Here is a 14,549-nt window from a genome sequence, read left to right as displayed (position 1 = left end):
GTATTTGAGACAGTATTTCATGCTGTCAACCCTGCATTACAGAAGTGGTAGTTCGAAGTATGATATCTGTCAACTATTGTTGCTCTGCTTATTGTGTATACAAGGTATGTTTGACAAAATGACTCGCTAATTTATTGATTTTTTTACTATATAGTCTCATCAATTTTTTACCTGTGGAGTGACTGGTTCGCTTTACATTATTTGCTGTGATTATTGCTGTTATGGATGATAAGCAATGCTTGGTATTTCCAAACAAGGCTATGTAGCCAAAGGCTTTACCCTGCTTGAACTGATGATCGCCGTGGCGATTCTGGTGATAGTACTAGTAATAGCTGTGCCCTCGATGCAAGGCTTGATGCAAGACAACAAGCAAAAGGTCACTCGCGATCTACTTGCCAATAGCTTAATAGTGGCTCAACAAGAAGCGATTAGAAGTAACCTCTCTACCTATGTTTGTCCCACAACTAATGGCACAAGTTGCGAAGCAGCTTGGGGAGCGAATAAGGGCTGGTTGGTTTATCTTGATACTGCTAGAGATAGTTCTTTGACTGATGGGGCTCAAATCATTGCGGCCCATCCTAAGCCTCAATCCGGAGAATTGAAATATAGTCCTTCTGCCAGTGGGAGCACTAGTACTTTGGTACGTTTTTTCCCTACTGGTCACGCTACCGCTGGTGAGTTAACTGTTTGTGCTCCTTCAAACGATTATGAAGACCAGCGTATCAGCATTACACGCATGGGGAGGGTTGAATATGCTTCGCCATCAACAACTTACTGCAACTAAACAACAAGGCTTTACCTTAATTGAACTGCTGATAGCAGTAGTTATTGTTGCTATTGGTTTACTTGGGCATGCCGCTTTACAGATCCAGTCGGTAAATACTGCTCACCAAGCCCGCTTTGCGCAAACGGCTAACATTGCCATGTTAGATATTGTACAGCGCTTTAGTGCCATGCCAGAAGCCACCGTAAACAATGAGTTTAATATCGATAACCTTGCCGATGGCACTGCCCCTACCAGTTCCAAAAACTGTATTAGCGAAACTTGCACGCGTGCAGAGTTTGCGGCGTTTGAGTTAGCTGATTGGTTTGGTAATCATTCTGTATATATACCCCAGCTACGCTTTTCAATACAACACGCCAACAACCTGGTCACTGTAAAAATGACCTGGGATGCCAACTTATCAGGTGCTGGGGTAGCTAACTGTAATGCTGATACCAGTGGGGCTGGTCACCAATGTAGTGAGGTAGCGGTATGGGTAAGGTAATGCACAAACAAAGTGGTTTTGGCTTAGTTGAGTTAATGATCGCCTTGGTATTGTCACTGATTGTGGTCGGAGGCTTATATGCAGCCTTGATCGGTGACCAAAAAAGCTATGAAGCCACTCGAGCTAGCCATTTATTGGTGAGTAAAAACCGGATGAGCATTCAAACCTTGCGTCTTTATTTGCAACAAGCAGGCTTCCGGGATTACAACCAACTCTATCAAAATACCTTGTTGCCGCTGGTTTCAACCGCCGATAGTTTTGGCTTTACTTGGGATGAAGCGCAAATGGTGCAAGGTTTAAACGACCAAACCACCTTTGCTGGCGCAAAAGCCGCTACCGATGTTATTGCTTTTCGCTTTTTTGGTGCAGCAGCGCCCAATGCCAGTATGTATACCTGTGACGGCTCTGAGTTGGCGGCGGATACAGTAACAACCTTGGTGTTCTTTATTTCTACTAGTGACCAATTGATTTGCCGTGACGCAAGTGGCGATACTGTATTTGACGAAAGCATAGATAATTTGCAAGTGCTATACGGAAGTATCGAGGACAGTACATTTAAGTACTATACAGCCACTGAAGTCTCGGATTGGAATGAAGTTAATCGCGTCAAAGTGGGCTTACTGGTTTCACAGGAAGTATCGATGAGTAATTTGACGAATACCAGAGACTATCAGGTATTAGATAAAGAAATTTCGGTGAATGATAGAAGTATCCGCCAAGCGGTGAGTGAAACTGTTTTACTATTAAATATGGGAACCTAAATATGCCTTTAGTCAGTATTAAGCAACAAGGCATGGCGCTAATCATGTCCCTGGTAATGGTAGTGATTATCGCGATGATTGGTATTGCCATTGCCCAGCAAGTCACCAGTGGCCGTAAAGGCTCTGCGGTACACCAAGACCACTCTATGAGCTTTTCTCGTGCAACTTCCGGAGTGAACGAAGCTGAGTTTGTAGTTCGCCAGCAGGCCTATCATACCGATGCTTTATTAAATCCAGACACACCTAATAATCTAGTGACTCCTGCTTTTGCAAGTGATACTTGGTGGCAAGATAACAGTAATTGGAGCGCGGCCAATAAAGTGACAGCAGTGACTGATGCTGGCGGCAATTCTTTGGCTGGAACACCTCGTTACATTATCGAGGATGGTGGAGTTGATTCCGGCTTAGTATTGGGTGTACAAGTACCTAAACGTCGCTTTTTACGTATTACTTCGAAAGCGGAAGGTGAAGGTGGCGCGGTAACTTATCTACAATCTTATGTAGCATTTATGGAGTAATGTAGTGAAACAAGTAAAAGGATTTACACTGCTAGAGGTGATGATAACCGTTGCTATCGTAGCCATTCTTGCGGGCATTGCATACCCTAGTTATTTGAGCCATGTGCAAAGCACTAAAAGAGAAGAAGCTAAGCGCACTTTGGTGGAAGCTGCTCAGAAAATGGAAAGTTATTACGCAATGCATCTTAGCTATGCTAGTGCTGCAACAGGAACCAGCTTGACTATCTACAGCCCTAGCACCGAATTTAATGAAATTTATACCCTCACAGTAAGTAATGTTGGCGCTTCTAGCTACACACTTACCGCTACGCCTAAAGGCTCTCAATCAAGTGATGATTGCCAAAGTTTATCAATCACCCATACCGGTCACACAAGCTCAACTAGTGGGGATTGTTGGTAATGAATAGTTTTTTAAAGTCCGCACTTTGTTGTTCGGTTTTAGGGGCCGTATCGCTTGGTATTAAGGCTGCTCAGCTGGATTTAGCCGAGCAGCCTCTGTATACAGCTAGTAAGCCACCACCAATGGTTATGTTAGTAATGGGGCGTGACCACACACTTTATTATGAAGCGTATAATGATGCCTCTGATTTAGATGGTGATGGTGAGTTAGATATTACCTATAAACCTAATAAAATAAATTACGCAGGCTACTTCGATAGTAACCGCTGTTATGCGTATGAGTCTGGCAAGTTTGTACCTAAACAGGCGGTTATCAACTCAGGTATTGCGCAATCAGACTCTGATACCAATGACTACAAAACATGTGCTCAATCGGGAGCTGGGCCTTGGAGTGGCGATTTCTTAAATTATCTTACTATGTCTCGCATGGACGTCTTACGCAAAGTTTTATACGGCGGATATCGATACATCGACACTGCTGCAAGCGGCGATTCACTTGGTGAGACAGTTCTAGAGCGTGTTTTTATTCCACAAGATGCACATAGTTGGGGGAAAATGTATACATCTGTGGCCATCGATAAGTTTGATATAAGGAATTATTCACCCTTTGGGCTACCAGAAGATAACACTAAGCATTTTTTTGGCACAGCCTCTTTTAGCGATGGTGGCACTCCCAAATTAAAAGTTAGAAGAGATGTAGCTCCTAGTGCTAGTAACCCTAATGAGCCTACCGGTAGCATTTGGGAGTGGGCGAGTACCGAGCGGCCGGTGCTAAGCAGTTCTAATCGAACGATCGATAATACTTTCAATATACGAGTTGCAGTGTGTGTTGAAGGTGTTCTTGAAGAAAACTGTAAAGAGTACTCTGATGGAAACTATAAACCTACAGGGGTTCTTCATGAGTATGGAGAAAGCGGTAGTATTGAGTTTGGTTTAATCACTGGAAGCTACGACAAGAATCTATCGGGTGGTGTACTTCGCAAAGCGGTGGGAGACTTTAATTTAGAAGTTAAATCTGACTCCGGCATATTTGATAGTAGCGTTAATGGCATTGTTAGTACCATCAACAAGTTGAAGATATACGGTTTCAATTATGACTCTGAAGAATATGGCTGTGGTTGGGTGGCGACTAGGGCGATCACCAATGGAGAGTGTACTTCTTGGGGTAATCCGGTTGGTGAAATGCTTTATGAAAGCCTTCGCTATTTTAACGGAGAGAAGAGCGCAAGTTCGAGCTATTCTGCCGGTAGCGGCACCATTGACGGAACTTTAGGCCTACCATATGCCACTTGGGATGATCCTTATGAGAATTGGGATGACCCTGCTACCGCCAAGCGTTCGTATTGTGCAGCGCCTTACAACTTAGTTATTAGTGATATCAATCCATCTTATGATTCCGATGAGCTTCCTGGCACACTTGATGACTTTCTTAAGCGGGATAGCGAAGGCAATGCTATTAACTATCAAGGCTCTACACTTAATGGCTTTAATATAACCAATCTTCTAAAAACTATCTCCTCAGAAGAAGGGTTAGATAATGGTCATTATTTTGTTGGTGAGTCAGTTGGAGATACGTCGAATACTAAAAGTGCGCCTACCGCTAAAGACGTCACTGATTTATCAACTATTCGTGGTTTATCACCTGCCGAGCCGACTAAAGAAGGCAGCTACTCCGTAGCTGGAGTCGCTTATTATGGACATAAGACGGACTTGTTTCCTTCAAAAGAAGGTAAGCAGAATATCAATACTATGGTAGTGGCGATTTCTTCCCCATTACCTGAGGTAGACGTTAAAGTTGACGGTAGTATTATTAAAATAGTTCCCTTCGCTAAGTCTGTGTCAGGTTACAGCATTGACAAAACACAAGGGGAGTTTCAGCCCACCAATACTATTGTTGATTATTATGTCGAAGAGTTATCACCTACCAAAGGTAAGTTTAGGATTAACTTTGAAGATGTTGAGCAAGGTGCTGACCACGACATGGATTTAATCGTTGAGTATAGCTATGAGGTCAAACAGTTATGCCTAGACTATGATGATCCTGTTGATTGTGTCACGAAGGAGGGCTTAGAGTTAAGCTTAGTCTCTAGTTATGCTTATGGGAGCATCGATCAGCACGCTGGTTATGTTATTTCAGGGGCTGAGAATGGTGATGGTGAGAATGCAGATGGTATATATCTAGATGTAAGAGACAAAAAGGATGGTGGCGGTAGTTTGACCAACTATTATCTTGATACACCTGAGCAAAATGATTTGCCATTTCCTAATAATTCACGTCTACGGATTATTAATCCAAATGTTGATAATTTGGAATTAGTGCGTACTCGCCGATTCTTCCCAAGTTCTACGCCGGCAAACTTACTATCTTCACCATTGTGGTATGCAGCTAAGTGGGGAGCCTTTGTAGACTCAGATGAAGGGCCAAACGCTAATGGTATGCCAGATCCAGACGAGTGGGATAAAAACCAATCTGGCGAACCTGACAATTACTTCCCAGTAACTAATGCTGGTGAGCTACAAGCTCAGATTGGTAAAGCGCTCGATAGCACATTTGGTGATGATCAATCTTCAACTTCTCCTGTTTTTAATAACACCTTTTTAAACAGTGGCGCTTTCTTGTACCAGACAAGATTTGAAGGTGAAGCTTGGAGCGGGGATGTTTTAGCTTACTCTAGTAACGGGGGGAGCTTTAGTGATACGCCGTCTTGGCAAGCTGCTGAAAAAATAGACGCCATATCTTCATCAAGTCGAGTAATTTATACTCGAAATGATGAGAGTAATGAAATTATTGATTTCGTAGTTCCTACCGATTTGCTTGGTGCTGATGATGGCTTAAGCTCTAATCAAATAGGTGCTTTGTTAGCCGGGCAAAATGGTTCTGATGATGAAAAGCTTGCTTATCTTACGGCTGTTATTAACTATTTGCGAGGTGATAGAACTTTCGAATCACCAGATCTTGCTTACAACATGAGGGAGCGAAAGTCAGCTTTAGGCGACATAATTAACTCTACTCCATATTATGTGGACAAAGTAAACGGCCATGATGTAGGGAAGCCTGTATTAGTTTTTGGCGCAAATGATGGCATGGTTCATGTTTTAGATGTTGCTACAGGCGAAGAGATAATGGCTTATATACCTAGTCAGGTTTACGCGGATCTAAATAGTTTGACTAAAAGTAGTTACACGCATAGGTATTTTGTTGATGGTGGTATTGCAGGCTTCACCGATGATAATGATAAAACTATTGTTGTAGGTACTTTGGGTACTGGATTTAAAGGTCTTTATGCGATTGATGTGAGCGATATGTCGAGCCCAAATAAAAATAAGATTAAATGGGAAATCGATGCTGACACTTCTGGTTATGGTGGGCTAGGTTACACAAGAGAAACACCTACTATTGCAAAGCTTGCAAACGGAAAAACTGGGGTTATTTTTAGTAATGGCTACAACTCAAGTGATGATGAAGGCCAGCTATTTATTGCTGATATCGAAGATGGCAGTTTAATTGCCACTTTAAAAACTGGAGTGGGAAGTAGTGATGATCCTACTGGAGAAAGCAGGCCTAATGGACTTGCTAGCCCAGCAGTCGTAGACAAGAATAGCGATGGGGTGGCTGATCGTATCTACGTTGGCGATTTATTTGGCAATCTATGGGCTTTCGATATTTCTAATTCAAGCTCTTCAAATTGGACGATTGATAACTCAGATAACAAACCTCTATTTACCGCGGTTAGCTTGGATAAATCTGGCTCTCCCGCTGAGTATATTTCGCAAGCTATAACCACAAAACCTTCGGTTGGTATTCACCCTAATGGCTTATCTCAAGGGGTTCTGGTGGCTTTTGGAACAGGTAAATATATTGAAAATGACGATAACAAGTATCTTGGTGAGCCAACTCAAACCGTTTATGCGATTTGGGATAAGTTGAATCAGACTTATTACACCGATACTCGAGAGGAGGTTGATGGAGAGCAGGTCTATACTAGTCTTTTACGTCAATCTATCATTGAAGAGGATTCAAGAAACCGCCGTCTCTCTAGCTATCCAATAGACTGGGGAGCACACAAAGGCTGGTATTTGGATTTGGTGAATACTCAGAATGACAATACAAACAACTATGGCGAGCGACAGGTAACTAATAGTTTATTGTTGGCTAACAAATTGAGTTTTACGACTTTATTGCCGAACGAGGACCCTTGCACAACTGGTGGTAGTGGTTGGTACATGGAAATGAATTTACATTCTGGCGTTACTTGGAACTCTGGGAATGAAAATTATGTCGATCCCAATGATGATACAAATACCATTGATGATGAAAGCTCTCATCAAAAAGTAAATGACGGGATTCCATCAGCACCTTCGGTGATTATTGACCCTAATTTGACTGACGGAGTAGTTAGTGACGATGGAATTATTCAGAAGAATTGTATTACTTTAAGTAACGGCTCAATGTTCTGTTACGACGATTACCAATCACCCACAGGGCGTTTAAGTTTAAGAACCTTACACTAAGAGCCAGGGTAGGAAATCAGACAATAAAAAGGGAGCCTTAATCGGCTCCCTTTTTTATCATATATTTGCTATTTGGGTCATTTTTATATTCTCTATATAACCTTGATATGTTTTGGCTGAGAGTTTATTTAAATATATGTTTTTCAAATATATTACTAATTTAAACTGTCTAGTGCTTCACTAAATTTCTATTGCTTAAAGATTAAAATTTCAGCAGGTTTTCTATGGTTGTTAGTTGTCGCTTCAAACCAGTTTGAGGTAACAATAGCCTAAGTTGTTGGAAGCAAAACTTTGAGTACTCTCACCACACTATTTACACACGTGCGTTGCTGCATGCTCGCGCAAAAATCTATCCGTTTTACTTGCCTTTATTTGACTATGGGGTTGCTGCTAAGTGTAATTTCATTAGCAACTAAAGCAGCTCAGTTAAATCTGGCTGATAGCCCCTTATACGTCGCTACTTCACCCTCGCCAATGGTGATGTTGGTGATGGGAAGGGACCATACTCTTTACTATGAAGCTTATAACGATGCTACCGACTTAAGTGGTAATAACGATCTAGATATTAACTATAACCCCTTAGTTGTAGATTATGCGGGTTACTTCAATAATGAGCGCTGCTACACCTATAATTCTTCGCAAAGACGTTTTACCCCTGGCGTCGAGGCAAATACGAATACCAAGGCGTGCACCGGTTCAGGAGAGTGGAGTGGCGATTTTCTCAATTACCTCACCATGTCACGCATGGATGTTCTGCGTACCGTACTGTATGGCGGCTATAGAGCGATAGACACTGAAGGTACAACGGTATTGGAGCGGGTATTTATTCCGCAGGATGCCCACTCATGGGGTAAAAGCTATACCTCGGAAGCGGTGAATGGTTACCGTATCGACAACTACACCCCATTGTCTCAGCCTAATAGTAATCGTAAGCACTTTTTTGGAACTGCGTCTTGGTCTGATGGCGGTGCCCCCGAGATAAGAATCAAAAAAAACCAGAACAGTGAAATATGGGAGTGGGCGACTACAGAGCGTCCTGTATTGGCTGGAAATTATAGTGAGTCTTATGAGATTAGGGTTGAGGTATGTGTACAAGGCAAGTTGGAGGCTAACTGTAAAGAGTATCCCAACAAACAATATAAACCTACCGGATTGCTGCATGACTACGGTGAAGACGGCAGTATCGAGTTTGGGCTTATTACTGGTAGTTACGACAAAAACTTATCAGGTGGGGTATTGCGTAAAGCGGTATCTCATTTTGGCGACGAGTTAATCAGCAATACCGGGCAGTTTAAAACCAGCGTAAACGGCATTGTAAGTACAATCAATAAATTGCGTATTTACGGTTTTAAATATGGCAGCTATGAGTATGGCTGTGGCTGGATTACCGATCGCGCAATTCGTAATGGCGAATGTACTTCATGGGGTAACCCTATTGGTGAGATGTTGTACGAAAGCTTACGTTATTTCCACGGCGAAGGTTTTGCTAGTAGCTCATATTCAAGCGGCAGCGGTACTGTCGATGGCCAACTAGGCTTGCCGTTTGCAAAGTGGGACGACCCTTTTGCTAATCGAGAATATTGCGCAGCACCTTATAATTTGGTGATTAGCGATATTAGCCCGTCTTATGATTCTGACGAAATTCCCAATGCACACCCAAGTTACGCAGGTTCTTATCAAGGGTCGATACTTGACGGATTTCACCTTAAAAACTTGTTAGATAATATTTCAAAATACGAAAATATTGGTGGTGATTATTTCATTGGTGAATCGGTTAGCGATACTACCGGTACTACTAGTGCACCCACTGCAAAAACTGTAAATACTTTATCGGAGATTCGAGGCCTCTCTCCTCAAGAGCCAACAAAAGAGGGCAGTTATGCGGTAGCTGCAGTGGCGCATTATGGTCACAAAACCGATATCTTCCCCAATAAGCCGGGTAAGCAAAACATTCAAACCACGGTGGTAGCTGTTTCTTCTCCGCTGCCTGAGGTGGAAGTTGAAGTCGATGGAGAAACTATCATCATTGTTCCGTTTGCTAAGTCAGTAGGCGGCTGTGCTAGTGGTAGTTGTATTAGTACTAATAAGGGGGATTTTCAGCCAACAAATGCCATTGTTGATTACTACGTGGAAGAGTTTTCTCCCACTAAAGGCACCTTTAGGATTAACTTTGAGGATGTCGAACAAGGTGCTGATCACGAGATGGACATGATCGTGAAATACCACTACGAAGTAAAACAGCTGTGTGAGAATGCCTACGATAATGAGGCCACTTGTAGTAAGCGCTTAGGTGTTCAATTAACGTTAGATTCAATTTACGCTGCGGGCAGTATTGACCAACATGCTGGTTACGTTATTTCCGGTACTGACAAAGATGGTATCTATTTAGATGTGAAAGATCGTGGTGGAAGTAAGCGTACTTATTACTTAGATACACCGTTACAAAATGATTCGGCTTTTCCAAATAACTCTCGGGAATCTAGCAACAACAGCTCAGATTTACCGCTAATTCGTAAGCGGAATTTCTTTCCTAGCTCAAGCTCTGAGGCTGCGACCTTATTGCCTTCGCCGCTTTGGTATGCGGCAAAGTGGGGCGGCTTTACCGATACCAATAACAACGGCATACCTGATGACGGCGAATGGGACGAAGAAGAAAGTGGTCAGCCAGATAACTACTTCCCGGTAACTAACGCTGGGCAACTGGGCGCGCAAATTGGCAAAGCCTTAGAGAAAATAGCCAGTGGCAGCCAATCAGCTAGCCCTCCGGTGTTTAATAACAATTTTTTAAGTAGTAGCTCGTTTTTATATCAATCGTCATTTGATGGGGAATACTGGAGTGGCGATGTAAAGGCATTTAAAGCGGCAAGTGGAGGTGGATTTAGCTCTACTGAGACTTGGAGCGTAGCCAAAGAACTTGATGCAATGCCTCATCAACAGCGTACCATTTTCTCCCGTAACGATGAATCCGGGGAGGTCTTTGAGTTTACAGCGCCAAACAGTTTACAGCCTTCGGCTACTGGCTTTAGCCAATCGCAAATCTCCGCCTTGCTGGCAGGGCAAACAGGCTCCGATTCTCTGAAGTTAGATTATCTTCAGACGGTAGTGAATTACCTGCGAGGTGAGCGCACTTATGAGCAAAGTGACTTGCAGTTTTCCATGCGAAAACGCGCTACTGCATTGGGTGATGTCATCAACTCCATTCCCTATTATGTGGATCTTGCTACTGGCCATAAAGTGAATAAGCCAGTGCTGGTGTTTGGAGCAAACGATGGCATGGTGCATGTGGTTGATGCTAAAACCGGCAAAGAGCTAATGGCCTATTTACCTAGCCAAGTTTATCAACATCTAAATAGCCTTACCCGCAGTACTTATACTCACAAGTATTTTGTCGATGGGGCTATTACCGGCTACACCGACGAATCGGATAAAACCACTGTAGTGGGAACCTTGGGCACTGGCGTGAAGGGCTTATATGCATTAGATGTTACCAATATGAATTGGCCAACTAAGAATAACATTAAATGGGAAATTGATAGTTCCACCAAAGGTTTTGAAGGCCTAGGTTATAGTCGTGAGCAGCCTACTATTGCTAAGTTGGCCAATGGTACAACTGGAGTGATCTTTTCAAATGGCTATAACGCTGCAGATGACCAAGCAACTCTATATATTGCCGACCTAAAAGACGGCAGTTTAATTGCCGACCTAAGTACTGGGGTCGGTAGCACAGAGGACCCAACAGGACAAGGCCGGCCAAACGCATTGGCTTCTCCCGCCGTGGTCGACTTAACGGGTAATGGTGTTGCCGATCGCATTTATGCGGGTGATCTATATGGAAACATGTGGGCATTTGATGTATCCGATACTCGAGCTAGCAACTGGGATCTTGCTACCATTCAAAGTGCGGGGTCCAAGCCGCCGTTATTTTCTGCAACTAGCCCAAGCAAACGTTTAGTTGGCTCTAGCATGCAATATCAAGCGCAGCCAATAACTACCAAACCGTCGGTTGGCGCTCATCCAATGGGCTTGAATCAAGGTGTGTTAGTAGCATTTGGAACGGGTAAGTATATCGAAGTCGATGATAACGATGCAGATGATCAAGATACTCAAAGCATCTATGTCATTTGGGATCGTTTAAACGGCGAAGCAGTAAGTTCCAAGCGTTCTAGAGTGAGTGGAGAAGATGTTTATAATGCTAATTTATTACGGCAAGCCATTATAGAAGAGGACTCCAGCAATCGCTTGTTAAGCGATAATCCAATTGATTGGAATACCCATAGCGGCTGGTATTTGGATTTTGTGAATACTCAGAATAACAATACCAATAACTACGGTGAACGGCAGGTAAGTAACAGTCTACTGCTCGCCAATAAACTTAGCTTTACCACTATGCTACCCAATACTGATACTTGTGCCTCTGGCGGTAGTGGCTGGTATATGGAGTTGAATCTGCATTCAGGAAGAACCTGGAATACGGGAACTAATGGCAACACCGATCCCAACGATCCTAACGATACGATTAATAATGATAGCTCCCATCAAAAGGTAGAAGATGGCATTCCTTCTTCACCAGGAGTGATTATCGATCCCAACTTACCTAGTGATGGTTCAGTTCACGATGGCTCGATTAATCAGAAAAACTGCATTACTTTAAGTAACGGCACCATGCTCTGTTTTGACGACTTTACCTCGCCAACCGGTCGATTAAGTTTACGCCGCTTACACTAGTAAGCCGCAAAGCGTAATAAAAGCAGCCCTCTAGGGCTGCTTTTTTGTTCAAATAAACATCGATTTATGTTGGCGTGTTTTGCTACACTAGCCGCCCTTTTTTGGAGAGCCTGTTATGCAGTGTCGTTTAGGCTGCGGTGCTTGTTGCATTGCGCCATCAATTAGCTCATTAAATAAAGTAGCGAGTGAGCGATGTGTTCATTTAAATGCTGATAATTTATGCGCTATTTTTGGTAAAGCTGAGCGACCTAAGGTTTGCAGCGATTTTAAAGCTGCAGAGTGGCTGTGTGGAACTACCCAGCAACAAGCCATGGACAATCTCATCTACTTAGAAAAGCAAACTGCGTAATGTATCGCTTGGTATTGTGGCTTTGTATTGCTTGCTTTAAATCAACTGCCTAGAGCTGTTTGTTGTGCACAGGCTGCACAATGGGCTCTTCTGAACCCACTAAACGAATGCTAGGTTCGCTCTCGAGCTCTGGTGCTAATAAAGCTAGGCGCTGGGCTACCCCAACCAATTGAACATCTTCCGGCAAACTTAGCTGATTAAGTAAATCCACCGAGTGTGGTCTGGGATGAGCGATTAGCACTGCATGACCATATTTTCGAGCAAGGCTTAGGGCTTTTTGCCATTGGCGTTCAATGGCCACGGGATTGTCTTGGTGGTCAAGAAACACATGGCGCTTTAAATTGGGTACTTGGTACACCCTGGCTGTTTGCTGGGCTATGCTGGCTAGGTGGGTGCGGCTATCCACAAAAAATAGCTGCTGTTTAGCCAGTACTTGCATTAACCAATGCATTTCTGTGGGCAGTTGGGTGAGTTGGCTACCCATGTGATTGTTTAAGCCAGTGGCTTCTGGAAAGTCATTAATAGCTGCTTCTACACGTTGCTTAAAGGCCGCTTCTTCTAAGTTGTCTGGTAAGCCATATGGCCCTAAAGCAATGGTGCCACTGCCCTGCATCGGCAGGTGCAGCATTATTTCGCGTTGCTGTTGCTGAGCTTGTTCGGCAATGTCTTTGGCATAAGGACTTGATGGAAGTACCGATAAGGTAATATTGGGGTGCAGATCTAATAGCGCAAAGTCGCGAGCACTATTACCGACATCATCAATGATGATACTTAACTGTGCAGCCATAGCTGAGCTTGTCGCCAGCATACCTAGGCAACGTAGAATTATTTTAACCATTTACGTGGGTCTTGGGTTTGCCCTTTATGGCGAATCTGGAAGAACAAGGCGTTGGTAGTTTGGCCGCCAGTATTGCCGGCGTAAGCCACGGTTTGACCGGCACTTACTCGCTCACCAATTTCTGCATTTAAGCTTTGGTTATAGCCGTAAAAGCTAAGGTATTGCTCGCCATGATCGATGGCAACAACTAGACCATAACCACGCAACCAATCAGCAAATACTACATTGCCAGAGGCCACTGCTTTTACGTTAGTACCAGGGTGGGAGTCAATCACTATGCCTTGCCAACGTGTTTGCCCCTGATTTTTACTATTATAACTGTGAAGTACTCTGCCTTTGAGCGGCCAAGGCAGTTTGCCTTTTGCCTTGGCGAGGCCAGTGAGAGGCGTTTTATCTAAGTTTTGTTTAAGGGCAAGTTGTTGTTGCTGTTCTATTTGGTCACTAATCACTTGCTGTAAGTGCTGTTCATTAATTTGTAGCTGCTCTAAACGGCTTTGCTCAGTATTTTGCAGCTTATTAAGTTTAGCGAGCTGTTGCTTACGTTGATTTTGTTGAGACTGTAGCTGGTCCAGCTTTTGTTTTTGCTGAGCGACCAAGCCTTCTAGATGCTTTTGCACCTCGGCCAGCTGGCTTTGAACTTTGCTTAACTCTAGTTGTTGGAAGCTGACTTGCTCTAAGGCCTTGCTTCGGGCTTTGGCCAAATATTGGTAGTAACTTAACATCCGCTCTAAATCTGCGGCATTTTGCTGGTTCAGTAGCATTTTCATGTAATCGCTATTACCTAAGCGATAAGCGCTGTTGATTTGTGCTTTAAGTGCTTGTTGCTGTTGAGCTAGCTTTTCTTCTAGGGCTTTTTCTTGCTGCTGAATATATTGCTGTTCGATTTTTGAGTGGGAAAGCTGATTGTTAAGTTTGCGTAGTTGTTGGCTGGAGTCCGCGAGCGCCAGCTCATATTGTCTTAACTGTTCTTGCGCTTTGCTTATATCATTTTTGCGCTTTTTAAGTTGCTGTTGTTGCTGCTTGAGCTGTTGTTGAACGTCGAGCAACTGTTGTTGTTCATTGGCATGAAGTGGCGGGCAGAGCAATAGCAAAACGCCAGCAATAAGGCTGGCGTTAAACAGGCGAATAAGGCGCTTGCTAGCGCCTTGTTTCGAAGCTGAAATAGGCTCTTTCATCAAG

The 14,549-nt window shown here is 43.4% G+C and carries 10 protein-coding genes; 8 read left to right on the top strand and 2 right to left on the bottom strand.

Annotation, left to right across the window (positions count from 1 at the left end; translation table 11 throughout):
- The first annotated feature begins 235 nt into the window (after positions 1 to 235).
- The 8 genes from OAG1_RS19055 (at position 236) to OAG1_RS19020 (ending at position 12,532) form a co-directional block, all read left to right on the top strand.
- Entirely contained in the window at positions 236 to 784 is a 549-nt protein-coding gene (locus OAG1_RS19055; protein ID WP_338622359.1) for a GspH/FimT family pseudopilin, read from the top strand.
- Positions 753 to 1,268 carry a type IV pilus modification protein PilV gene (pilV, locus tag OAG1_RS19050; protein ID WP_338622358.1) on the top strand — a complete coding sequence of 172 codons (516 nt, stop codon included), beginning with the start codon at positions 753 to 755 and terminating at the stop codon, positions 1,266 to 1,268. Before OAG1_RS19055 ends, pilV begins: the two co-directional genes overlap by 32 nt.
- The gene (locus OAG1_RS19045; RefSeq protein ID WP_338622357.1) at positions 1,256 to 2,029 is read left to right on the top strand and encodes a PilW family protein; all 774 of its coding nucleotides are present in this window, start codon (positions 1,256 to 1,258) and stop codon (positions 2,027 to 2,029) included. The genes pilV and OAG1_RS19045 overlap by 13 nt, the downstream gene beginning before the upstream one ends.
- Positions 2,030 to 2,031: 2 nt before the next feature.
- On the top strand, positions 2,032 to 2,547 hold the full coding sequence (locus OAG1_RS19040) for a hypothetical protein (protein WP_338622356.1): 516 nt from the start codon (positions 2,032 to 2,034) through the stop codon (positions 2,545 to 2,547).
- 4 nt (positions 2,548 to 2,551) lie between these two features.
- On the top strand, positions 2,552 to 2,947 hold the full coding sequence (locus OAG1_RS19035) for a type IV pilin protein (protein WP_338622355.1): 396 nt from the start codon (positions 2,552 to 2,554) through the stop codon (positions 2,945 to 2,947).
- 122 nt (positions 2,948 to 3,069) lie between these two features.
- On the top strand, positions 3,070 to 7,458 hold the full coding sequence (locus OAG1_RS19030; protein ID WP_338622354.1) for a PilC/PilY family type IV pilus protein: 4,389 nt from the start codon (positions 3,070 to 3,072) through the stop codon (positions 7,456 to 7,458).
- Between the two features lie 291 nt (positions 7,459 to 7,749).
- Positions 7,750 to 12,183, top strand: a complete 4,434-nt coding sequence (locus OAG1_RS19025) for a PilC/PilY family type IV pilus protein (protein ID WP_338622353.1) — start codon at positions 7,750 to 7,752, stop codon at positions 12,181 to 12,183.
- 115 nt (positions 12,184 to 12,298) lie between these two features.
- Positions 12,299 to 12,532: a YkgJ family cysteine cluster protein gene (locus OAG1_RS19020; RefSeq protein WP_338622352.1), complete on the top strand. Its 234-nt coding sequence runs from the start codon at positions 12,299 to 12,301 to the stop codon at positions 12,530 to 12,532.
- A gap of 49 nt (positions 12,533 to 12,581) precedes the next feature.
- Here OAG1_RS19020 and OAG1_RS19015 read toward each other — a convergent pair whose 3' ends face one another.
- Positions 12,582 to 13,370, bottom strand: a complete 789-nt coding sequence (locus OAG1_RS19015; RefSeq protein WP_338622351.1) for a divergent polysaccharide deacetylase family protein — start codon at positions 13,368 to 13,370, stop codon at positions 12,582 to 12,584.
- Positions 13,358 to 14,545, bottom strand: coding sequence for a peptidoglycan DD-metalloendopeptidase family protein (locus OAG1_RS19010; protein WP_338622350.1), 1,188 nt, complete (start codon positions 14,543 to 14,545; stop codon positions 13,358 to 13,360). The genes OAG1_RS19015 and OAG1_RS19010 overlap by 13 nt, the downstream gene beginning before the upstream one ends.
- Between the last annotated feature and the right edge of the window lie 4 nt (positions 14,546 to 14,549).

Source organism: Agarivorans sp. OAG1 (genome assembly GCF_037076485.1).
Taxonomy (GTDB): domain Bacteria; phylum Pseudomonadota; class Gammaproteobacteria; order Enterobacterales; family Celerinatantimonadaceae; genus Agarivorans; species Agarivorans albus.
The sequence above is the reverse complement of the archived record's forward strand: the minus strand, read 5'-3'. Positions and strand labels throughout refer to the sequence as shown.

Excerpts from the sequence above, each read along its gene's own strand:
- OAG1_RS19015 (WP_338622351.1), bottom strand. The coding sequence starts at position 13,370 with ATGGTTAAAATAATTCTACGTTGCCTAGGTATGCTGGCGACAAGCTCA.
- OAG1_RS19045 (WP_338622357.1), top strand. The coding sequence starts at position 1,256 with ATGGGTAAGGTAATGCACAAACAAAGTGGTTTTGGCTTAGTTGAGTTA.
- OAG1_RS19055 (WP_338622359.1), top strand. The coding sequence starts at position 236 with ATGCTTGGTATTTCCAAACAAGGCTATGTAGCCAAAGGCTTTACCCTG.
- OAG1_RS19010 (WP_338622350.1), bottom strand. The coding sequence starts at position 14,545 with ATGAAAGAGCCTATTTCAGCTTCGAAACAAGGCGCTAGCAAGCGCCTT.
- OAG1_RS19040 (WP_338622356.1), top strand. The coding sequence starts at position 2,032 with ATGCCTTTAGTCAGTATTAAGCAACAAGGCATGGCGCTAATCATGTCC.
- OAG1_RS19020 (WP_338622352.1), top strand. The coding sequence starts at position 12,299 with ATGCAGTGTCGTTTAGGCTGCGGTGCTTGTTGCATTGCGCCATCAATT.
- OAG1_RS19030 (WP_338622354.1), top strand. The coding sequence starts at position 3,070 with ATGGTTATGTTAGTAATGGGGCGTGACCACACACTTTATTATGAAGCG.
- pilV (WP_338622358.1), top strand. The coding sequence starts at position 753 with ATGCTTCGCCATCAACAACTTACTGCAACTAAACAACAAGGCTTTACC.